General features: G+C 69.0%; 20 protein-coding genes and 3 pseudogenes (1 of these 23 only partly in view). 7 read left to right on the top strand and 16 right to left on the bottom strand.

Features of this window, described 5'->3' with window-relative positions:
• On the bottom strand, positions 1–1,232 hold the 5' portion of the coding sequence (locus ACFWY6_RS17720) for a winged helix DNA-binding domain-containing protein (protein ID WP_384690896.1). 106 nt of this gene lie to the left of the window's left edge; 1,232 of the gene's 1,338 nt are visible here — the first part of the coding sequence; it begins with the start codon at positions 1,230–1,232; the stop codon falls past the left edge of the window.
• A 136-nt stretch (positions 1,233–1,368) separates the two neighbouring features.
• Here ACFWY6_RS17720 and ACFWY6_RS17715 point away from each other — a divergent pair, with 136 nt between their 5' ends.
• On the top strand, positions 1,369–2,538 hold the full coding sequence (locus ACFWY6_RS17715) for a magnesium and cobalt transport protein CorA (RefSeq protein WP_384690893.1): 1,170 nt from the start codon (positions 1,369–1,371) through the stop codon (positions 2,536–2,538).
• 4 nt (positions 2,539–2,542) lie between these two features.
• On the opposite strand, the gene ACFWY6_RS17710 is transcribed toward ACFWY6_RS17715, so the two are convergent.
• From ACFWY6_RS17710 to ACFWY6_RS17670, 9 genes are all read right to left on the bottom strand, one after another.
• The gene (locus tag ACFWY6_RS17710; RefSeq protein WP_384690890.1) at positions 2,543–3,790 is read right to left on the bottom strand and encodes a sensor histidine kinase; all 1,248 of its coding nucleotides are present in this window, start codon (positions 3,788–3,790) and stop codon (positions 2,543–2,545) included.
• Entirely contained in the window at positions 3,787–4,554 is a 768-nt protein-coding gene (locus ACFWY6_RS17705) for a response regulator (RefSeq protein WP_384690888.1), read from the bottom strand. Before ACFWY6_RS17705 ends, ACFWY6_RS17710 begins: the two co-directional genes overlap by 4 nt.
• 192 nt (positions 4,555–4,746) lie before the next feature.
• A complete protein-coding gene (locus ACFWY6_RS17700) occupies positions 4,747–5,535 on the bottom strand; it encodes a hypothetical protein (protein WP_266871765.1) in 789 nt (262 codons plus the stop codon).
• Entirely contained in the window at positions 5,532–6,467 is a 936-nt protein-coding gene (locus tag ACFWY6_RS17695; RefSeq protein WP_384690884.1) for an ABC transporter ATP-binding protein, read from the bottom strand. The genes ACFWY6_RS17700 and ACFWY6_RS17695 overlap by 4 nt, the downstream gene beginning before the upstream one ends.
• Positions 6,464–6,667, bottom strand: coding sequence for a hypothetical protein (locus ACFWY6_RS17690; protein ID WP_266871763.1), 204 nt, complete (start codon positions 6,665–6,667; stop codon positions 6,464–6,466). The genes ACFWY6_RS17695 and ACFWY6_RS17690 overlap by 4 nt, the downstream gene beginning before the upstream one ends.
• An 11-nt stretch (positions 6,668–6,678) precedes the next feature.
• Complete coding sequence (locus ACFWY6_RS17685) at positions 6,679–7,797, bottom strand: sporulation-delaying protein SdpB family protein (protein WP_384690881.1); 1,119 nt, start codon at positions 7,795–7,797, stop codon at positions 6,679–6,681.
• A complete protein-coding gene (locus ACFWY6_RS17680) occupies positions 7,790–8,362 on the bottom strand; it encodes an SdpA family antimicrobial peptide system protein (protein ID WP_384690878.1) in 573 nt (190 codons plus the stop codon). Before ACFWY6_RS17680 ends, ACFWY6_RS17685 begins: the two co-directional genes overlap by 8 nt.
• A gap of 66 nt (positions 8,363–8,428) precedes the next feature.
• Positions 8,429–9,040, bottom strand: a complete 612-nt coding sequence (locus ACFWY6_RS17675) for a hypothetical protein (RefSeq protein ID WP_266871759.1) — start codon at positions 9,038–9,040, stop codon at positions 8,429–8,431.
• Between the two features lie 151 nt (positions 9,041–9,191).
• Positions 9,192–10,052: a nuclease-related domain-containing protein gene (locus ACFWY6_RS17670; protein WP_384690918.1), complete on the bottom strand. Its 861-nt coding sequence runs from the start codon at positions 10,050–10,052 to the stop codon at positions 9,192–9,194.
• Between the two features lie 162 nt (positions 10,053–10,214).
• Here ACFWY6_RS17670 and ACFWY6_RS17665 point away from each other — a divergent pair.
• Positions 10,215–10,397 (top strand): annotated as a pseudogene (locus tag ACFWY6_RS17665) (CorA family divalent cation transporter); the annotation flags it as partial.
• A 103-nt stretch (positions 10,398–10,500) separates the two neighbouring features.
• On the opposite strand, the gene ACFWY6_RS17660 reads toward ACFWY6_RS17665, so the two are convergent.
• Positions 10,501–11,406, bottom strand: coding sequence for a MerR family transcriptional regulator (locus ACFWY6_RS17660; protein ID WP_384690874.1), 906 nt, complete (start codon positions 11,404–11,406; stop codon positions 10,501–10,503).
• A gap of 541 nt (positions 11,407–11,947) precedes the next feature.
• Between ACFWY6_RS17660 and ACFWY6_RS17655 the strand changes: the two genes are divergently transcribed.
• Both ACFWY6_RS17655 and ACFWY6_RS17650 read left to right on the top strand, forming a co-directional pair.
• Positions 11,948–12,475, top strand: a complete 528-nt coding sequence (locus tag ACFWY6_RS17655) for a 2'-5' RNA ligase family protein (protein ID WP_384690871.1) — start codon at positions 11,948–11,950, stop codon at positions 12,473–12,475.
• 329 nt (positions 12,476–12,804) lie between these two features.
• The gene (locus ACFWY6_RS17650) at positions 12,805–13,431 is read left to right on the top strand and encodes a hypothetical protein (protein WP_384690916.1); all 627 of its coding nucleotides are present in this window, start codon (positions 12,805–12,807) and stop codon (positions 13,429–13,431) included.
• 518 nt (positions 13,432–13,949) lie between these two features.
• On the opposite strand, the pseudogene ACFWY6_RS17645 reads toward ACFWY6_RS17650, so the two are convergent.
• A pseudogene (locus tag ACFWY6_RS17645) lies at positions 13,950–14,054 on the bottom strand (ferredoxin reductase); the annotation flags it as partial.
• A gap of 468 nt (positions 14,055–14,522) precedes the next feature.
• On the opposite strand from ACFWY6_RS17645, the gene ACFWY6_RS17640 reads away from it, so the two are divergent.
• The gene (locus tag ACFWY6_RS17640) at positions 14,523–14,879 is read left to right on the top strand and encodes a PRC-barrel domain-containing protein (RefSeq protein ID WP_384690868.1); all 357 of its coding nucleotides are present in this window, start codon (positions 14,523–14,525) and stop codon (positions 14,877–14,879) included.
• 28 nt (positions 14,880–14,907) lie between these two features.
• Entirely contained in the window at positions 14,908–15,081 is a 174-nt protein-coding gene (locus ACFWY6_RS17635; protein ID WP_384690865.1) for a hypothetical protein, read from the top strand.
• A 158-nt stretch (positions 15,082–15,239) separates the two neighbouring features.
• On the opposite strand, the gene ACFWY6_RS17630 is transcribed toward ACFWY6_RS17635, so the two are convergent.
• The 3 genes from ACFWY6_RS17630 to ACFWY6_RS17620 are packed head-to-tail and all read right to left on the bottom strand — an operon-like array spanning position 15,240 to position 18,512.
• Complete coding sequence (locus ACFWY6_RS17630; protein WP_384690862.1) at positions 15,240–16,040, bottom strand: GNAT family N-acetyltransferase; 801 nt, start codon at positions 16,038–16,040, stop codon at positions 15,240–15,242.
• A 50-nt stretch (positions 16,041–16,090) separates the two neighbouring features.
• Positions 16,091–17,617 carry an amino acid permease gene (locus tag ACFWY6_RS17625; protein ID WP_384690859.1) on the bottom strand — a complete coding sequence of 509 codons (1,527 nt, stop codon included), beginning with the start codon at positions 17,615–17,617 and terminating at the stop codon, positions 16,091–16,093.
• Between the two features lie 49 nt (positions 17,618–17,666).
• Positions 17,667–18,512 (bottom strand): hypothetical protein, encoded by an 846-nt coding sequence (locus ACFWY6_RS17620; RefSeq protein ID WP_384690856.1) that lies wholly within the window; start codon positions 18,510–18,512, stop codon positions 17,667–17,669.
• Positions 18,513–19,366: 854 nt separating this feature from the next.
• Here ACFWY6_RS17620 and ACFWY6_RS17615 point away from each other — a divergent pair.
• Positions 19,367–19,999: a TetR/AcrR family transcriptional regulator gene (locus ACFWY6_RS17615; protein ID WP_384690853.1), complete on the top strand. Its 633-nt coding sequence runs from the start codon at positions 19,367–19,369 to the stop codon at positions 19,997–19,999.
• 57 nt (positions 20,000–20,056) lie between these two features.
• On the opposite strand, the pseudogene ACFWY6_RS17610 reads toward ACFWY6_RS17615, so the two are convergent.
• Positions 20,057–20,274: pseudogene (locus ACFWY6_RS17610) on the bottom strand (2-oxoacid:ferredoxin oxidoreductase subunit beta); the annotation flags it as partial.

Genomic DNA, 20,274 nt, shown 5'->3' with positions numbered 1-20,274 from the left:
CAGTGGTTTTGTACGCCGGGGGGGGGGGGGCCGCCCCCCCCCCCCCCGGCGAGCACCCCCAGCATCCGCTCCCCCTCCCCCACCAGCTCCTCCCGCTCGGCCCGGCTCACCCGCCCGAACGGCTCGATGGTCAGCACGCCGCCCCCGCCCTTCGCATCCTCATCCCACCGCCACACCCCAGCGAGAAACCCGTCGAGCAGGAAGACGCAGTACGCGAAGTTCCCCTTCCAGGTCCGCCCCTTGTAGTCGGCGGGCACGACCCGGGCCCGGTCCGCGTGCGAGAGCAGGAGGTTGTCGAACTCGGGAAGGAACCGCGGCGGAGCAGGTGTGTCCGCGTCGGGGCGCGGCGCGTCGGGCAGGTCGAAGAGCTCGACCCCGTTCTCGTCACGGAACGTACGCAGTCCGGGCCTGAGCCGCTCGAAGACCTCCCGGAGGCGGGTGAGCCGGGCCCAGGTCTGCATGTCCTTGACGGAGGCGGGCCCGAAGGCGGCGAGATAGCGCAGGACGGTGGCGTCCATGGTGGTGTCGATGGTGGCGTCCATCGGGGACCCCGGCGCGCCGCCGAGCCAGTGGTCGAGCGTGGTGAGCGCGACCTGGCCGCTGCGCCGCCACAGCCCGCGGGGAGTGACCTGGACGAGCGGCAGCACACACCGGGCGGCGATCGCCAGGGACTGCGGATCGGCGTCGGGCCACCGGACGAGCAGCACCTCGCGCAGCTGCTTCATCGTGCGGGGCTCCGCCTCGACGGCCTCGCGGGCGAGCACGGCAAGCTCCTCCAGGTCGACGCCGACGAGCCCCTTCCGGAACACCGTCGCCATCTCGCGTTCGAGCGCGGGCTGCATCATCGGCCGCAGCGCGAGGGCGTCCTCCGCGGTGTGCAGATGGATGGTGGAGCGCATGGTGACGATGCGGACCGCCTCCCGCGCCTCCATGAGCGCGGACAGCTCCAGCGGGTCGAAGTCCTCCAGGCGCGCCGCGAGGGCGTAGTAGGGCGGCTTGACGTTCTGCGCCTGCAGACCGAGGAGATGGGCCACGGCGTCCTTGGCGGACAGATCGGCCGAGCGGCGCAGGAGGAGCTGCCGCTCGAGCGTGGCCCGGTTGAGCGCACGCGCCCCAAGGACCGGGGCGACACCTCCGGAGGACACCACCTTCTTCGAACCCGAACTTGACCCCGAACCCGAACCCGAACCCGAACTCGAACTCGCCCTCGTCTTCGTCTTCGTCTTCGTCATGTTCCGCACGCTAGCGGCCCTTGCGGACACCTGCGGTCCGCAAGTCGGCCGCGTCGTCGCCACACCCGGGCCTTTTGAGCCGTATATCCTGCTCCGTGGCCATCTAGACATACGTTCGACATGGGAGGCACCCAGCATGGCGGAGCGCCGCGCCCGGCCCGCACCGACCACCAGGAAGCACGGCTGGCGGCGTGCCTCCCAGGGCGATGGGGCGCCGGCGACCGGGAACGGAAACCCCGGCAATGCCATGTCCGCCGCCCCGACGAATGCGACAGCACCGGATGCCGCGAGCGTGGTGCATGCGGCGCTCTACCGGGACGGCGTCCGCGTCGCGACGCCCGCTTCCCTCTCCGACACCTTCCGCGAACTGCGCGAGCAGCAGGACGGCATGGCCTGGATCGGCCTCGCCCGCCCCACCGAGGCCGAACTCCTCACCCTGGCAGCCGAGTTCGACCTCCATGAACTCGCCGTCGAGGACGCGATGGAGGCCCACCAGCGTCCGAAGCTGGAGCGGTACGGCGAGACGCTCTTCGTGGTCCTGCGCGCGGCCCGCTACCTGGACGCCCCCGAGGAGGTCGACTTCGGCGAACTCCACGTCTTCGTGGGCCCCGACTTCGTCATCACGGTCCGGCACGGCGCGGCCCCCGACCTCTCGGCGGTCCGCCGCCGCATGGAGGAGACCCCCGACCTCCTCAAGCTCGGCCCGGAAGCGGTCCTCTACGCGATCCTGGACGCGGTCGTGGACGGCTACGCCCCGGTCGTGGCCGGCGTACAGAACGACATCGACGAGATCGAGACCGACGTCTTCGGCGGCGACCCCAAGGCCTCCCGCCGCATCTACGAACTCTCCCGCGAAATGGTCGAGTTCCAGCGCGCCACCCGCCCCCTGGTCTCCATGCTGCACGCCCTGATGGCGGGCTTCGCCAAGTACGGCACCGACGAGGAACTCCAGCGCTACCTGCGCGACGTGGCCGACCACGTCACCCACACCAGCGAACGAGTCGACGGCTTCCGCCAGGCCCTGACCGACATCCTCACGGTCAACGCGACGCTGGTGACGCAGCAGCAGAACGCGGAGATGCGGGCGCTGGCGGAGGCGGGGTTCGAGCAGAACGAGGAGATCAAGAAGATCTCGTCGTGGGCGGCGATCCTGTTCGCGCCGACGCTGGTCGGCACGATCTACGGCATGAACTTCGAGACGATGCCCGAGCTGAAGTGGGCGGCGGGGTATCCGTTCGCGATCCTGCTGATGGCGGTGGTGTGCGTGAGCCTGTACTTCATCTTCAAGCGGCGGGACTGGCTCTGAGCGCTCAAGGCCGATGGGTGGCTGCTGTCCGCGGTGCCGTCAGCCGCCGTCTCTCCGGCCCCATGAGCCCGTGCCCCGGAGCCGGGAACGCGGCCCGGAGCAGGAAGGAGCCGTCCGGCGTCGGGCCCGCGGCGAGTGCGCCGTCCAGGATGCGGGCGCGTTCGCGCAGACCGGTGAGGCCGTGGCCGCCGCTCGTCTCGGAGGCGGCTCCTCCGGTGGTCTCAGGCGCGGCTTCACCGGTGGTACCCCGGGCCGACGCGCTACGGACCTCGACGACCAGACAGGTGTCGCCGTCCACGGACTCCACGCGCAGCGCGACCGGGGCGCCGACGTCGCCGTGTCTCAGTACGTTGGTCAGTGCCTCCTGCACGGTGCGGTAGGCGGCGAGCTCCACTGTGGCGGGCCAGTACACCCCGTCCCCTGGGGCGATGGTCAGGGGCTGCACCGTGAGTCCGCTGCGCTCGACGAGGGCGGGGATGTCGGCCAGGCGGGAGCCGAGGGGCACGCTCGCCTCCTCAGGGTGCTGTTCCCGCAGCGCCCTGACCAGGTGCCGCATCTCGTCCAGGGCACGCAGGCTCACCGTGCGGATCAGTTCGGCCTCCTGACGGGTGTCCGCGTCCGGGGCCCGCCGGGCCAGCGCCGCCGTCCTGACCGAGATCAGGCTCATCTCGTGCCCCACCACGTCGTGCATCTCGCGTGCGAGCGCGGCCCGTGCGCCCTCCTCGACGGCGGCGCGCTCACTCCTCAGGGCACGCTCGTGGCTCTGCCGCAGGGCAAGGACCTGTTCGGCCACGCGGGCCCGGGAGCGCAGCAACTGCCCGAGCGCCGCCGGTGCCGCCCCGAACACCGTGCAGTACACCAACGCCTGGAGCACGTCACCGGACGCGTACGGCGATCCGACGCGCCACAGCAGAGAGTCAAGGAGTTCGGCGACGGACACCACGACCCCGCACAGCGACGCCGCCACGAGGGGTAGTACTCGTGCCGCTGCGACCAGGGCCACCAGGGGGGCGAGTTGCATGCCTGCCGGGAGCGCGGGCAGCGTCAGGACGAGCACGAGCACTGGCCGACGCCGCCGCCACGGCAGGGCGGCCAGGGCGAGCACGGTCAGCACGAGGCCGTACGGGCCCGGCTGCTCCTTCTCGCCTTCGAGGAGTTCCACCAGCAGGTCGGTGCCCGCGAGGAGCAGTACGGCGGCCTCAGTCGCGCAGCGGCGCGCGAACGGCGGGAGCCGAGGCCTGGCCGGAATCATCGGGCCGGTTCCGGCGTCGGCAGTCCGCCGTCGCGTCCCGGAGCCGGCCGAGACCCGCCGACGAGACCGGCCTGATAGGCGATGACTGCGGCTCGTACGCGGTTGTCCGTGCCGAGCTTGGCGAGCGTGGCGCTGACGTGCTCCTTGGCCGTACCGGGAGTGATGGCCAGCCGTTCGGCGATCTCCGGGTTGGACAGGCCGTTGCCGAGCAGCGCGAGCACCTCGTGCTCCCGGGCGGTGAGCCGGGCCAGACGCTCCCGCAATTCACCTGATGCGGTTCGCTGCGCGGCACGGGACGTGTCGTGTCTCGGCAGGTCGCGTTCCAAGGCATCGGGGCCGGGAGGTGTCCGGGCGTCGAGCGTGGAGGCGTACCCCTCCACGACCGCCGCGGCGATGGAGGGGGAGAGCACTACACCTCCCACCGCTGCCGCGCGCACGGAGCGGATCAGGTCGTCCGGATCGCTGTCCTTGAGCAGGAAGCCGTCCGCCCCGGCGCGCAGCGCGCGCACCACGTACGCGTCGGCGCTGAAGGAGGTCAACATGACCACGGCCGGCGTCGGAATGCGTCCCTTGAGGTCCTCGAGCACCGCGAGGCCGTCACGTTGGGGCATCCGGATGTCGAGCAGCACCACGTCGGGGGAGTGCGCGGCGACGGCCTTGAGCACGCCGTCCGCCTCGCACGCCTCGACCACGCGTACGTCCCCGGCCGTCTCCAGGACCATGCGCAATCCCGTACGAAACAGTTCCTCGTCATCGACGATCACGACGTCGATGACGTCGTCAGGCCGACCCGCCCGTCTGTTCGCCACTGTCCTCGTCGCCCCCGTTGTCCCCCTGTTGATCAAGTGTCCATCATGGGATTCTCGTCCTGCCTTGTGCAAGCCAGACGAGTGCGAACCGGGGTGATCAGCCCATTCCAGGGCTAGCCATGTTAAAACCCGCTGTTCTAGGGCCCGTTATTCCAGGACCCGCTCCGCCCGGAAGACCAGCGGCATCAGCACGAGCAGCACGGCCGTCAGCACCACGGTGCCGCTCACGTACCAGCCCGTCATCGTCGTATACGCGTCCGGCGCCAGGCTGGCGGCCGTCGTCGCCCCCAAGGCGGGGAAAAGGGCGATCGCCCGCGCGAGCCCTCCGCCGAGCCCCGCGGTCGGCCGCAGCCCCGCGGGCCAGCGAAAACCGACGAACACGGTGGCGGACGCGGCCCACAGCACGGAGGCGGCCGGGACGAGCAGCCCCAACAGCAGGTATCCGGCGCTGAGATGAACACTGCTGCCGCCGAGCGTGAGGGCGGCCCAGGCGAGTCCGGTGAAACTGAGTACGAGGACGAGCCAGGACAGCACCCCGGTGATCAGCGCGCACGCGGTGTAGGCGAGGTACACGGAGCGCAGACGGACCGGTGTGGCGAGCAGCGCCTCCATGGAGCCGCCCGCCAGGTCCCCTGAGACGACGGCGCGGCTGACCGCCCCCGTGATCAGCGCGGCGGCCACCCCGAGCAGGGTGGGCGCGGCGAGCAGTGCGGTGCTCAGCGCGCGGGCGGTGGCGGAGTGCAGACCGGCCACGGCGACCAGGCCGTTGTCGGCGGCGACGAGTTCTCCATGGACCGCGTCGGGGAATATGTGCGGCAGCACGAGCAGCAGGGCGACGAGGCCCGTACCGGCGGCCGCGGGGACGAGCAGGGCCTGGCGGCCCTGGTGGCGCCAGGTTCGGACGAGCAGGGCGCCGAGGAGTCCGCCAGTGGTCATGAGGAATCGTCCAGGAGTTGGTGGATGGTGGTTTCAATGGCAGTTCGAGTGGCGGTCTCAGTGCCGGGTTCCGTGATGTCGGCGGCACCTGCGGAGACGGTGTCCACGCAAACGCGGCCTTCGGAGACGGGGCGTACGTCGGTGACCTCGACACCTCCGGCGACGAGCCCGGCGATGTGCTCACCGATCGTCGTGTCCTGCCCGAGCTCCGCCCGCTCCCAGGCTCCGCCGCCGCGCGAGGTGCGCAGGTCGTACGCGGACGGCGACGCGGCCTGTTCCGCTTCTCCCGCCGCGGGCAGTCCGTGGAGCGCCCCGCCCTTGAGGACCAGCAGGCGTGAGGCGAGCGTCATCGCCTCGGGCACGCTGTGCGTGGAGTAGAGGACGGTCTTGTGCGCGCCCCAGGAACGTACGAGTGCGCGGGTGTGCTCGGCACTGACCGGGTCGAGCCCCGTCATGGGCTCGTCGAGCAGCAGGACGTCCGGGTCGGTCAGGGTGAGCCTGGCCAGGTCGGCCCGTTGGAGCTGGCCCCTGCTGAGCCGGGCTGTACGCCGGCCGAGCAGCCCTTCGATGTCGAACCGCGCGGCCGCGTCCCGTATCCGCTCGGTGTGCAGCGCCCTGTCCAGGCCCTGCACCCGGGCCCAGAACTCCAGGTTGTCCCGCACGCTCAACTGCGGGCTGAGCGCGGCGCGGTGGGTCAGCACGCCGATCGCGCGCTTCGCCTCACGGTGGGTGGCCAGGTCGGTGCCACCGAGGAGGACCCGCCCCGCGAGCGGCGGCAGGATACCGGCCAGGACCCGCATGAGCGTGGTCTTCCCGGCGCCGTTGCGCCCGAGCAGGACATGCACCCCAGGGGCGAGTTCCGTGTCGATGGGGCCGATGACCGGGCGTCCGCGGTACCCGGCGACGACCCCGTCGAGGCGTACCCCCGTCACGGCGCGTCGAAGAGGGTGCCGCGCTGCTCGGCCGTCAACTCGCTCTCGTCGACACGACGGAGCAGCGACAGATGCCGACCCGCCTTGCACATGCCCAGCCGGCGCGGGCCGAGCCGGATGGTGGTCACTGAGGCTCCGTGGACCCAGCTTCCCCAGAAGACGTGGTCCTTGCCGCACGCGATGATGGTGTCCGCAGCCATGTGTCTCTCCTTCAGCCGAGGTGGGGGGTATACGTCGGTTCTCTGCCGGCTTCACTGGCTTTCCCGGCTTCACCAGTTCCACCGGCCTCGTCTGCCTCGTCTGCCTCGTCTGCCTCATCGAGGTCTTCGGGCTCTTCGGCGACCGAGGGCTGTCGCCCGTCCTGCGGTACGGGGTCCGCGAGTTCCACGCGATCCGGCGTCGCGGCGACCGCGGCAGCACCGATCATGATCAGGCTGAAACTCCACAGGCCGATGGTCGCGATGATGGCGCCGTGCAGCAGAACATCCATCTGGAAGGCCAGCTTCCGCCAACGCTCCGGACCGATCAGCAACGCGGCGATCACCACCTCAATGATGATCGCACCCCAGGTCATCGCGCTGACCAGCAGTCCATTTCCGGACATGTTCAGCAGGGGTGCCGCGAAGGGCTGGGCGACACCGAAGACCGGGTCGCGCAGCACGTAGTACTCGGCCGAACCGTTCAGCCAGTCCGGGACGCCGAACTTGCTGATGCCGGACTGCAGATAGAGGATCACCAGTTGTACGCGCAGGGCCCAGAAGGCGGCGAACGCCACCCCTCGGCGGCGCGGCCCGAGCACGGTGGTCGGCCGCTGCCAGTGCCAACGCCGGTCGTCGGCCAGGCCCATGAGGATCAGGAGCAGGCAGACGATCCGCGCGATGGCCTCACCGCCGTCGGGCAACGCGGTGCTGACGCCGATCGAGTACGCGATCCAGGCGTGGATCCACACTGTCCAGCGGGGCCGGTATCCGCTGGCGACCAGGGCGAGCAGCGCGACCATGATCCAGCGACGCCACTCCTGGGAGACCGCGTCACCGCCCACGCAGTACGTGGAGATGGCCTGCACGCCCGCGCAGTGCGGGTAGGGCTGCTCACCGAGCAGGGGGTGGAGCAGCGCGGCGGACGGCGTGAGCGCCAGCGTGATCAGATGCGCCAGGGCGATGATCGTGCGGCCACAGCCGAACCACACCGACCGTGGGTCGAAGCGTCGCAGCGCGTGGTCCACGGCGTAGGGAAGGCTCCCGGGCGAGGTTGCCGTCGCTCGCGCGGCCGCCTTCTTGTTCCTGCCGGTCATCGACCTGTTCCTGTCGATCTTCGCCGTCTCAGCCATCGCACCGGATCCGCAGGTGCGCCGCGCGGGTCACGCGCGAGGTGTCGGACAGCAAGTCGCGGTAGGCCCAGGGCACGGGCCGCTGGTTGGTCACGATGACGTCTCCGCAGAGCGAGGGAACGGGCGAGGGATTGGTCACCGCTGCGGCGGGCCGGGCCGCGGCCGCGCGCAGACAGTCGTCGTTGGAGCCCTCGCAGGCCTCCCAGTGATGCACTTTGGAGGCGAGCAGCGCCTCCTCGGGACCTTGGGCGCGCTGCCGCCGCGAGAGGCCGAAGACGTTCTCGGCCTTGCCCTGTGGGGTCAGCGAGAGGTTCTCTGGCCGCGCTCCGCCGCCGTGCGGCCGGTAGGCGCCGAACTGCTCGCTCTGCGGGTCCTTGGTGAAGAAGGCCCAACCCTGCGGAACGAACGCGGAGAAGGCGGTCTTCACAGGGGGCATCCATGGCTGCGTGGTCACATTGCGCGGCATGGCGAAGTAGACGGAGGCGGCCAGGACGGCGAACAGCGCGGCGGCGGCCGTGACGAAGGCCCGGCGCTCTCGCTGTACGGCCTGGGACGTGTCTCTCATGTATTTTTCCTCGGACGTGTGGGGTGCCGCCCGCCGGGGAGGGCGGCACCTTGCCCACCGCGACGTTTACAGAGCCTTGGCCACCGCGACGTTCAGCGCCTCGCGGGTGAACTGCGAGGTGTCGTCGGCGGGCCGGTAGGCAACCACCACGACCACGCCGACCTCGGCGACGGCCGCCACCGTGGTGGCCACCGTGCCGGTCTGGAGAACGACGTTGTCCGTCTTGACCCAGAAGGAGCCGCGCGCGACGCCGTCGGGGAGCGACTTCTTGTCGGTCACCTTGTTCACGTCGGCCGCGAGGCGGGTGAGCGCGGCGTCGACCTTGTACGGGTCGCCGCTCTGCACGTTCTCGGTGACGGCCTTGTGGAACTGCGGGTCGGCCTTGCCCAGCGCGCCCGTGAAGGCGGCCGTCTTCGCCGCGTCCACCTTCTGGTGCGGTATGCCGAACTTGTCGAGCACGTCCGGGTGTTCCTGCGCGGCGCGGCCGCTGCCGAGCGCGAAGAGCCCGACGATTTCCTGGTCGTTGTACGCGCCGCCTTCGGCCGCCCTGCTCTCGCCGCCGTCGCGGTGAGCGGGCTCCGCCGCAAGAGCCGTGGGGGCGAGCGTGGTCAGCACAGCGGCCGCGGTGACCGCGCCGACACCGGCGATCCGGGTACGTCGGGACGCCTTGATCTGCACGTTGTCTCCTCCTCGAAGTTCCGGTCCAGGCGGCTGCCGGGACCAGAACTTGATCTTGGTTGCGGCAGTACGGCGCCTCAAGAAAGAGACCGCAAAGAGGCGGCAACGGGATCATGTCGGCTCTCTCGCCTCGTCCGCGGATCAGGGGGGTTCACCCCCTGCCTGGGGGGTGGGCACCTGCCGATCGTGGGCTGTCGAACGGACGGCACTGACCCAGGGAATGGGAACTGGAGCGCGCCTGACTGGCGCACGCCTCTCTCGAACCGGAGCAGCACGGTCTGCCCCGCGGGCTGATCTGGCTGGCGGGCATCATCATCCCGCCAGCTCGCCAGTACGCCCTCGAAGTGGGTAAGCAGACGACAGGAATGATGCGGGCGTTGACCCGCTGATCTCCACCAGTCGGGGGCTCGGAATCCCGGCCCCCCGGCTCCCGTACAGCTCCATGGCCATCGCAAGCCAGGCCAATTGGCGGTGAACCGCCGTCGGCCGTTCCGCCCTTGTCGCCCGAGCACGGCGCCCCGCTCCCGCCGGTGCCCAGGTGGCTACGTGCTCCGCCTTCTACAAAGGCGCTGGGGTTCCTGATCTCCCCAGAGGACGTACGCAACGTGCGGCGATCGGTAGCGCTCGCGTTCCTGGCCGGCCCAGCCAAGACAGTTGGAAGTCTGGCCGTGATCGCTCTGCTCTGGCGGACATCGCGGCGGCTACCGGTCCACGCTTCCCAGCCACAGCACGTCCCTGGCCCTGGTCGCTGAACTGCCACTGGAGACAAGCCGAGAGACGCAACCGCGCCCTCAGCGACTTTCGTCACTGCCAGGAGCTTGGCCGTATGCTCGTCACGCTGCTCGCCGCCGGCACGGAGCTTGCCGCCCGAAGTCTCCGGAGCAGACCGCCAGTTCTTGACGTCGACAACGAAGACACCTCCGGGTCCCACCAGCAGCATGTCCACGTTGGCGGCACGCGTCCCTGGCCACCGTCGATCCACGAGCAGCCGCCACCCGCGTTCCGTGAGCACCAACAGCTGGGCAGCGACCCGGCGTTCGCCCTCGCTCGCCGCTTCCCACTGATACGCCTGCCGACGCGCGGCCTGCCACTGCTCCCGCAGCAATCGCTCCTGCCGTCGCGCTTCCTGCAGGGTGCACAATCGCCAAGTCGGAGTTCTCTCGCCGTCAACGACGCTTGGGCAGCCGTTCTATTTGCACCCACGTTGGTGGGAACGATCCACGGGATGAACTTCGACGAGATGCCGGAGCTGGGGTGGGCGTTCGGGTATCCCTTCGCGATCCTACTGATGGCGGTGGTGTGCGTGAGTCTGTACTTCATCTTCAAGAGGCGGGGCTGGCTCCAGCACCGGGCATGAGACCTCAATCCACTTCGCGTACGCGAACGACCCGGAGAGCCCGTTCAGACCCTCTGGGGAGAATGCGCGGCACCAGGGAGCGGCTTGCCGCCCAGGCCGTGTTTTAGGAAGCAGGTGACTCGTGAGCGGCGAGTTCTTCGGTCAATTCCATGCAGCGCAGGCGGGCCGGGGTGAAGTCGTAGGGCATCTTTCCGGTGGCTTCGAATGCGCTCATGGACTCCTGCCACCTGCCAGTGCTTTGGCCGATCTCGTCCTCACCCTCATCAGCGGTAGCGGGGTGCAAAGCGTCCCAGGAGTCGAAGAGCGCATCGTCGCTCTTCGCCAGGCCGGAATACTCGATGACGGCTTGCAGCGCCTTTTCGAAGGCGTGCCGTTCGGCAGCCACCTGGGCCACGCGGGGGTCATCGACAGCGATCGTGTCATTGAGTGCCTCCTCGGCGGCATCAACACGGTCGGAGTCCTCCCGCAGATCCGGGTGGGTGGCCAGGGCGATGAAACGGGTGGCCTGGACGGCCGCACCGAGCGGGCCGAAGATCCGCTCGGTGACCAGCAGGCTGTCCAGGTCCGCCTGGCGCAGGGAGCCCTCGGGCAGGCTCTTGAGGCGGCTGGTGACGAAGTCGGAGAGCAGCCCCATCCTGCTGCCCTCGGTACGCATGCGCTGCACGGCAGTCCGTTGCCGCCGCAGTTCTGCTTCCTGGGCGACGAGGGTTTCCTCCAGCCGTTCCAGGATGCTCGCGATGCCGTCGTCGCTGTCGGCGCCGGCGGAAGCCGTGTCGGCGAAGGCGTCACGGATGTCGTCCAGGGCGATCCCGGCGTCGGCCATCTTGCGGATCCACAGCAGTCGGATCATGTCTTCGTAGCCGTAGCGGCGGCGGTCGTCGCTGCCCCGCTCGGGCTCGGGGAGCAGGCCGATCTCGTGGTAGTGACGGATCGCCCGGGGTGTGGTGCCGACGAAGGCGGCCGCGTCACCGATCTTGACCTGGCGCTGCGGGACGAAGGACGAATACATGAGCGGGGGCCTTCCTCAGTGGGGCGGGACGTGAGTCCACCGGACCACATGCCGCTACGGAAGCTGCAACCCGAGCCACTCCGCCCGGCATCCGTGCGAGGGGAAGTACCCCTTTCTCCGTAACGATCGGTCCGCCCTCTGCCAGGACACCCGCAGGAGGGCAGGCGAGTTCACAGCCACCGCAGGCAGCAACGACTCCAGCACCAACCACTGCTCATCAGAATCGCTCGAGGTCCCATGAGTGCCTCGCCTCGCCCACCTCTGCCAATGCGGGCCGTCACTGACAACATGAACGGTTCCCCGCAGACGACGCGCTCAGCTCCCAAGGCCCCTGGCCTGACATTGCATTGGGCAGCAAGCGGCAACCAGGCATCAGCACGACATAGCGTGCGCGTAGCACAATGCAATCGCCTGTTGGCGTGCAGCGCGTTGCCGTGCACCAGCCAACACGTCGGCCGCGACCACCTCGACCAACTCGTTGCCCTCGCCCAACTCCCGGTGCAACGCGCGCAGTAGCGGACTGGCCTGCGATGATGACGGCGTGCCAGAGCCAGGGACCACTGCCGTCGTCATCGTCTTGCCCGATGCCGCCCCGCTCCTCGATGCGGCGTGGCGTATCGACCCGGCTCTGGTGCGTCGTGGGGTGCCGGCGCACGTCTCGCTCCTCTACCCGTTCGTGCCGGAATCGGCGCTGACAGATCAGGACGAGAAGGGCGTGCGTTCCCTGGCGGCAAGGTTTCCGGCAGCTGATCTGCTCTTGGAGGAGGTCGTGACGGCGGCCGGCTTCGTCGCCGTCACCGTTCCGGGACTCCAAACGATCGTCGATGCGTTCCGCACCCAGTGGCCCGGGTTGCACCCGTACAAGGGCCGCTTCGGGGCGCAGCCCGCCGCCCATGTCACGGTCGCCATGGGTGCGGACAACCCGACAGCTGCCGCCCATGTCCGCGCTGCGATCAGCAGCCTGCTGCCGCTGCACACCCGTGCGGCGGCGGTCCAGCTGGTGGTGCTGACGGAGGAAGGCTGGCAGCCGCGGTTCACCGTGCCGCTCGGCGTCCCGGACGGGCCGTAAACACCGCCCGCCAGTCCCTCGCCCCTGGCCGCGAACACAGCCCGAGGCCGGCACCCCGTCCTCGGCGACATAGGAGGCCCGGCGATGCTCATGTGGATTCTCCTCTTTCTGCTGGCCCTCTGGATCATCGGCTTCGTCATGCGAGGCCGCGGCGGCAGCCGCAGCGCCACCCGGCACCGCTTCAGCCGCAGCCGCGGGTGACGCGGCGCCCAACCCATCCAGTGGACCGATCAAGGACAGCCATGAGTGCTGGACACACGTTCAGGAACAAGGCACAGGCCCTCAAGGGCCGGATCACCGAGCGCATCGGCGAGCCAGAGAGGGCAGCCATGTTCACCGTCGTGATCATCGCCGTGGTGGTCATCGCGGCGGGCACCCTCCTCTTCATCGGACGCACCCGGCCTCCCGGCGGTGGCAGGCGCAGCCTGCAGCGGCGATTCGGCCCCGAGTACCAGCAGTCCGTCGACCGCCACGACGGCGACGTCAAAGCAGCCGAGCGGGAACTCAGCGAGCGCGTCAAGCGTCACCTCTCACTTCACGAGCGGACGCTGCCTCCCGAGGTCCGCGCACACTACGTGGCTCAATGGGCGGATGGTCAGGAGCAGTTCGTCGACTCACCGCACAAGGCGGTCACCGAAGCCGACGCGCTCCTCGCACGGCCGGCGGAGGACCGGGGCCATCCCGACGGCGACCAGTTCGCCGAGCAGCTCGCCGCACTCTCCGTACATCACGCCCACTACGTCGACGGCTACCGCAGCCTGCACACGGCCGCCCGCGGCCAGAGCGGCACCGAAGAGATGCGGGAGGCCATGATCGAGGCCCGCGCCCTCTTCGAGGCGTTGGTCACCGATCAGTCGGCGGGCTCGAACCGGCGCCGTCCGCAATCCCCCGACGACCGCAGCCACACGCCGTGGGCACCGAGCCGGCGCCACGCGAAGGGAACGGGCACACGATGATGTACGACCAGGAACGCGCACAACAGCCCCGGGCCGAGCGGCCGAACCTCGCCGAGCAGCACGCCTCGCCGCCGCCCCGCTTCGAACCGCCTCGCACAGCCGATGAGCCGGTCATCAGCGCCAACGATCCCGACGGCACCCCCAGCCTCGTGCTTCTCCCCCAAAGCGATCGGGACAAGCTCACCATGCGGCTCCAGCAAGCTCTCCACACCTTCGTGGAGAGCCCGCGCCAGGCGCTGGAGGAGGCCGACGACGTCTTCGAGGAATCCGTGTCCCAGCTGACCGCGACCCTCGCGGAGCGGCACCGTGTCCTGCGTGCGGGCTGGCGGGGCCAGGACACTGAAGCGCAGACGGAGGAACTGCGTCTCGCGCTTCAGCAGTACAGGCAGACCACGGAACAGCCCTGGATCTGCCGGAGGTACCACCGACCACGAGTCTCGTCCTCGATGTGCTCCTCGGTGGGCCTTGGTGAGGAACCCGGTGAGGTCGGCGGCGAGGGAACGCCACGGTTTACGGCCGACGGCGGTTTGGATCATCTGGCCGGCGCGGTCGTGGACTTCGCCGGTACGCAGGTCGCGCACGAGTCCGTACGTCAGCGGGGTGAGGCAGCCGAAGCAGATACCGCGGGCTCGGCTGAGGCAACGTAACCGCGACTGCGTCGTGAGGGGATGGCACCTGCGTGGCGGTTCGCGGTCGTACAGAATCGTCTGTTTCTCGCGCTGGCATATTGCACAGGAGGGGAATCCGGTTGCGCCCTATTTTGAGCAGCTTCACTGAAATCGGTGACCAGACCGTGAAATACATCTCGGAACTATACGACCGTTGCGGAAATGGCGCTGCGCCAAGATATTCGGCGCACGGAGGCCAAAGAAAGAAGACGGTTTAATGCGACGCACGGGAATATACGAGCCGCACCGACCGTAGTAATATCGAATGTGGGTTGGTTCACTCTCACGTGCAATACCCGGAAGGGCGACTCCGGCGTATATACGCCGGAGTCGTTGTCTCAGGTCGTCGAGCGCCGCGGCGATTTGCGAGGCACGCTGAGAAGTGCACCGGCTCGGCCACACCACCGGCGAAGGGAACCCGGGATGATCCAGAGCGCGGACATCCGTGAGTGGCGGACCCACGATGTCGTCGACGCGGGTGGCCGCAAGATCGGCACGCTGGAGGCCATCTATGTGGACACCAGCACCGACGAGCCGGCCATGGCCACCGTCCAGGTCGGCCTGCCCACCCGCCGCCGCCTGGTCTTCGTCCCACTGGCCGACGCGATCGTGGGGCCCGGCTACGTCAAGGTCGACTACGACCGGTCGCTGGTGAAGAAGTGCCCGGCGATCGGCACGGACGACGTCCTGCCCGCCGAGGACGAGGCCGCGGTCTTTGCCCACTACGACCTGCCCTACAAGCCCGGCGCGAACGGTGAGCGGCAGCTCGCCCGCCGCTGACCGGCCCATCGAGGTGGTGCCTTAAGTCGTGACGCTCTTCCTGATCCTCGTCATCGTCGCGATGGTGCTCGGCATCATCGGCGCCGCCGCCGAAGGGCTGTTCTACCTGCTGGTCATCGGCATCGTGGTGTTCATCGCGGCCCTGGTGTACCTGGCCCTGCACCTGCGGACCTCCGGCCGGCGTCACCACCCGCTTCGTTGAAACACGGGCCCCTCCGCGAGCTGCACGGCCGACGAAGTCGAGATGTAGACGGGCGGGATGAGCTGGGCTGCGCCGATGCCCGGCACAGCAAAGCCGCACCGGGGAGCGGAGACTCGTCTTCCCGCCCGTCGTTCGGTACGTGGGCCGACCTCCTCGGCTCATTCCTTCAGGTTGTAGAAGTGGATGGGTGAGTTCGGCTTGAAACCGATACGTGGGTATACGGGGGCCCCGGCCTCGGTCGCGTGCAAAGTGGCGCGGGTCAGACCGGTGGCTCGGGCGCCCTCGTGCAGTGCCTTGCGGGTGACCGCCTCGCCATAGCCCCTGCGCTGCCACTGCGGGTCGGTGGCGACATAGGCGACGAAGAGGCGGCCCTGCGCTTCGACCGTCGCGGCGCATGCCACCGGAACGTCGCCTCGCATGGCCAGGTAGGCGTACATCTCGCTCTTCCAGTGCGTGGATCCGACCAGGCCGTCGCGGCCTTCCTCCAAGGGGAACCCGTAGGCGCGTGCTTGGAGGTCCGCATAGGCCCGCAAGTGCTCGTCGGTGCGCACCCGCACGAACGTCAGGTCGGGGTGGACCGGGTCGGGGATGGGCAGCAGGTCTCCTGCCATTCCCGTGCCGGGGAAGGCGTACTGCAGGCCGGCCTGCTCGGCCGCCGTGGCCAGCGCGGTGCGCGCCTCGTCGTCGAGGAGGTCCTCGAAGAGCCACAGGAAGCCCGGGTGCTTCTTCGCGCGCATGATGTCCGCCGCCTGGATCAGGCGTTGTGCGACGAGGTCGGCTCCTGCTCCTGCGTCGGTCAGAGTGATGCAGTTGTAGAACGAGAATCGGCAGTCGGCCCAGCGGACGGCGATGCCGGGGAGGTCACGCACATCCGCGTCCGCGTCGCGGTCGAGCACCAGGGCACGCCAGGCCACGGTGAGCTGCTGTGCCGATTCGATGGACTCCGTGAGGCCAGTCACCGTACTCCCATGGGTCGTTGAGGGCGTGGAGGGCGTGGAGGGCGCCGTCATCAGATGATGCCTTCGAACTGTTTGTCCTCGGTGGGCGAACTGGATCGGGGCACGTGGTACGAGTCGCGTCCGAAGCGCCGCCACAGGGCGGCTATGAGGAAGGCCACCACTACGGCGACGGGGGTGTAGTTGAAGGTCTTGGCGGTGATCGGGCTGCTCTGCGGGAGCAGGAACAGCACGGTGACCGCGCCCGCCCACACCACCGCCACCCAGCCGATCGGCCGGCTCCAGCGGCCCAAGTTCCAGGGCCCCGGGGTGAATCGGTCGCGGTGGATCAGCCGCAGCAGCACCGGGATGGCGTACGCCGAGGTGAATCCCACGACCGAGATGGCGGTCACCGCCGAGAACGCCGCCGTGGAATACAAGGACGGCAGCGCGAGCACGAAAGCCACGGCGACCGCGAGCCAGACCGCGTTGGCGGGGATGGCGGTGCGCCGGCTGACCTTCTTCCAGCGCCCCGATCCGGGCAGGGCACCGTCCCGGGCGAAGGCGTAGATCATCCGGCTGGCGCTGGCGGTCACGGTGTAGCCGCACAGGAACTGGGCCACGATGATCACCAGCAGCAGGGCCTTTGCCGCCGCCTCGCCCAGCGCGTCCAGAAGGATCTGTGCCACGGGTACGCCGGTCGGTCCTGCCAGGGTCGCGGTGTAGTCCTGGATGGCGAACAGCAGTGTGAGCAGCAGGATGCCGCCGGCGATCCAGGACACGGCCACCGAGCGGAAGACTCCGCGGGCCGCGGCGACGGAGGCGTGGTTGGTCTCCTCGCTCAGGTGGGCCGATGTGTCGTATCCGGCCAGGGCGAAGACCGGCAGCAGCATGCCCAGCAGGATCACGTAGACCGGGGCACTCCAGCCCGTGTTGTTGGTGAACTCGGTGAAGACGAAGCCGGCCGACTGGTGGTCGGAGGGCACGAACGCCAGGGCGCCGACGATGACGACGGCCCCCGCCAGGTGCCACCACGCGCTCACGGACGTCAGGATGTTCATCAGCCGGGTGCCGAAGAGGTTCAGGACCGCGTGCAGCGCGAGGATGATCCCGTACAGAAGCAGCAGGGATTCCGGAGTCGGCGTGTAACCGAACTGCAGGTTCATCCACGCGGCGGTGAACGTCGCGATGCCGTAGTCCTGGGCGGCGATTCCGCCGAGCAGGCCCAGGAGGTTGAGCCAGCCGGTGTACCAGCTCCACCGCTCGCCTCCGAGCTGGCGGGCCATGTAGTACAGGCCGCCGCTCGTGGGGTAGCGGGAGGTGATCTCCGCCAGGGCCGCGGCCAGGCACAACACCAGCGGCCCGACGGCGAGCCACCCCCACGTGATCACCGCGGGGCCGCCCGAGTTCAGGCCGTAGCCGAACAGCAGCAAGGTCCCCGACATGATCGAGATGACCGACAGGGAGGCCGAGAAATTGCCGAACGCCCCCATCCGGCGGTGCAGTTGCTGGGTGTAGCCCAGCGACTGGAGGATGCGCGCGTCCTCACCGTCGTCGTCGACCGGGTTCGGCTGCTGTCGCGGTGTTCTTACCGAAGTCATGGGTTCTCCGCACAGGATGGCTGAAACAGGGGGTGCAAGCGGGGTGGTGTCACGGGTGCTCTCCCGTATGCCGCGGGTGGGATCTCAGGCAGGCGACGCGGTCCTCCTCGAACGCCTTCCGCCACTGGTCCTCGGGATACCGGGCGTCGTACTGCCACGGAGCGGGAGTGGCGAAGTCGCCGATGGCGTCGAAGACTTCGGTGGCCCACTGGGCGAAGCCGCCCCTCGCCAGGGCGTATGCGAGGTAGTTGAGATCCAGCTGGGAACTGGTGGCCGGATCGCCCTTCTGGAACCAGCCCTCGAATGCCTGCGTGACGGCCCGGGTGGTGTCCTCCCTGGTCCACAGGAGGTTCAGCATGACCTCGGCGCCTCTGTCCCGTCGCTCCCTGTGCTCCTGCACACGGGCGTAGAGGGGCAGCAGAAGCAGTGGCGAGTCGGGCGGCGCGAAGGAGACCGACCAACGGGCGAAATCCGTCGCGACTGCCTGACGGCCCGCCGGCCCCGGGCGGGCCTGGAGCGCCTGGGACATGCGATGCCATGCCTCGCGGTTGAACGGATCCCGCCGGTGCACCTCCCCCAGCAGGCCCCATGGCCCGCCAGGCAGCAGATACTCATGGGGAGGCGGAGCCACGTGATGCTCCGGGTAGCGTCCCGTCACATCCGTTTCGGCCAGGGCCAGGCGACAGATCCAGGGCACCGAGTCGTCGGGATTCCCGTCGCCCGCCTTGCGGCACGCCTCCCGGGCCCGGGCCACCAGTTTCTCCAGGTCCCCTGCCCGCCGGTAGTCACGCGCCCAGTTTCTTCGGTGGGCCTGGAGCACCCGTTCGGTGGCGACTCTGGCGTACATCACCCGGGCGGCGACGCTCTCCGGTTCCTCTTTCAGCCATAACTCCACAACGTTGGCCTGAGCTGCGACAACCCCAAGGACCTGAGTACGGGATGTCCACTGCGGCCAGTTGCCCGTTCGGGCAAGGACCTGCCGCATCTGCATCCAGTAACCCGCCTGAATGTCCTGCACTGCCGCATAGAGGTCTGTGTCTCGGCCGACCGGGTTCGCCCGGCCGGCCGGGTTCGAACTCTCCATCAGCGTCCCTCTCGGCCGGCCGAACACAGGGCAAGCCGAAGAGAGCCGTCAGCTGGAGCCGCCGGGGGCATGGGGAGGCCGGGCTTCGCGCCGGAGCCGACGGGCAGCAGGGCGTCGGTGTCCTGCGCACTGGCGGACATAGGCAGAAGGACCCTCGGGGCAGTTGGGACGGGGTGGCACGATCGTGTAAAGGACAGCGGTGTGGGCCGAGTGCCTGACAGGTACTTAAGTGCCTGGAGAGGCGCATGACCAGAGAATCCCAAGATTGTCTGGTTGCTCAGAAGCAGGTTTCGGCCATGCGGCGGGCGAGCGTCGCCATCCGTGACCGGACCGGCCGGCCGCAGCACTCGGACGGTGCACCGCCGGGGCTCGGACGCTCGCACTCACGTGCTCACGGGCATGGGGAACAGGACCACCGCCACCCGATGGAAGGGCAACGTCAACTTGCCTGCGGAATAAGTGAGTTGTTGCGGAATGGGCATGTTCGGGCGCGCATGGACGTCCCGGTGATGGTCTTCCAGACGCGGGATCATTCGGCCAGTTCGGTACGGTGGTCACTGGCTGTGAGCGGATGCCGCCGGCCCGCCACCAGACAACAAGCTGAATGTTCGTTTTATTTTGGGCGAGGCAGGCTGTGAAACGAGTATCCGTTCTACAATCGGGGCATGCCTCGCGTATCCCAGTCACACCTCGACGCCCGCCGTCGCCAGATCCTCGACGCGGCCCGCCGCTGCTTCATCAGCAACGGCTTTCACGCCACCTCGATGCAGGACATCCTGCGCGAGGCCGACCTGTCCGCCGGTGCCGTCTACCGCTACTTCCAGGGCAAGGACGACATCATCATGGCGATCGCCACCGACGCGCTCGGTGAGCTGACCAGCGCCTTCGACGCGGCGCTGGGGGGTGAGACCGCGCGTCCACTGGATGAGGCGCTCGACGAGATGCTCGGCGTCATCCGCCGCCTTTCGGACACGCAGGACATCGCCCGGCTCATCCTGACCGTGTGGGGCGAAGGGGTACGCTCCCCCGAACTCGCCGGGTTCTTCAACACGACCTTCCACGGCGTGCGTCAACTCGTGAGCCGTGCCGTCGTCCAGCGTCAGGACCGCGGGCTGCTGCCGAGCGATGTCTCTGCCGACGGCGTCGCGCGCGTACTGATCGGCGCTCTGCACGGCTATGTGATCCAGATGGCGCTTCTCGAAGACCCCGACCCCGAGGCCTTCCGGAGCAGCCTGCACATGTTCATCGGAAACACCGTCAGAGCTGACCCCAGTGCCGCTTCGATGCCGCACTCCTGAAGGACCACAGGGGAAAGGGCCCCGTTACCCAGGGCCCTCTCCATACCTCTCAGGAAGTCAGCCGACGACGGTCCAGGTGTCGCCGCCGGCGAGGAGTGCGGCGAGGTCGCCCTTGCCGTTGTGTTCGATGGCGGTGTCGAGCTGGTCGGCCATGAGGGTGTCGTAGACGGGGCGTTCGGTGTTGCGGAAGACGCCGATGGGTGTGTGGTGCAGGGTGTCGGGGTCGGCGAGGCGGGAGAGTGCGAAGGCCTGGGTCGGCGAGGTGGAGTGCGCGT

The organism is Streptomyces sp. NPDC059037, from assembly GCF_042740015.1.
GTDB lineage: Bacteria > Actinomycetota > Actinomycetes > Streptomycetales > Streptomycetaceae > Streptomyces.
The sequence above is the reverse complement of the archived record's forward strand: the minus strand, read 5'-3'. Positions and strand labels throughout refer to the sequence as shown.

Bases quoted from the DNA above. Each gene is read 5' to 3' on its own strand.
- ACFWY6_RS17715 (WP_384690893.1), top strand. From the start codon at position 1,369: ATGGCGGAGCGCCGCGCCCGGCCCGCACCGACCACCAGGAAGCACGGC.
- ACFWY6_RS17710 (WP_384690890.1), bottom strand. From the start codon at position 3,790: ATGATTCCGGCCAGGCCTCGGCTCCCGCCGTTCGCGCGCCGCTGCGCG.
- ACFWY6_RS17700 (WP_266871765.1), bottom strand. From the start codon at position 5,535: ATGACCACTGGCGGACTCCTCGGCGCCCTGCTCGTCCGAACCTGGCGC.
- ACFWY6_RS17690 (WP_266871763.1), bottom strand. From the start codon at position 6,667: ATGGCTGCGGACACCATCATCGCGTGCGGCAAGGACCACGTCTTCTGG.
- ACFWY6_RS17685 (WP_384690881.1), bottom strand. From the start codon at position 7,797: ATGGCTGAGACGGCGAAGATCGACAGGAACAGGTCGATGACCGGCAGG.
- ACFWY6_RS17680 (WP_384690878.1), bottom strand. From the start codon at position 8,362: ATGAGAGACACGTCCCAGGCCGTACAGCGAGAGCGCCGGGCCTTCGTC.
- ACFWY6_RS17660 (WP_384690874.1), bottom strand. From the start codon at position 11,406: ATGTATTCGTCCTTCGTCCCGCAGCGCCAGGTCAAGATCGGTGACGCG.
- ACFWY6_RS17650 (WP_384690916.1), top strand. From the start codon at position 12,805: ATGTTCACCGTCGTGATCATCGCCGTGGTGGTCATCGCGGCGGGCACC.
- ACFWY6_RS17640 (WP_384690868.1), top strand. From the start codon at position 14,523: ATGATCCAGAGCGCGGACATCCGTGAGTGGCGGACCCACGATGTCGTC.
- ACFWY6_RS17625 (WP_384690859.1), bottom strand. From the start codon at position 17,617: ATGACTTCGGTAAGAACACCGCGACAGCAGCCGAACCCGGTCGACGAC.
- ACFWY6_RS17615 (WP_384690853.1), top strand. From the start codon at position 19,367: ATGCCTCGCGTATCCCAGTCACACCTCGACGCCCGCCGTCGCCAGATC.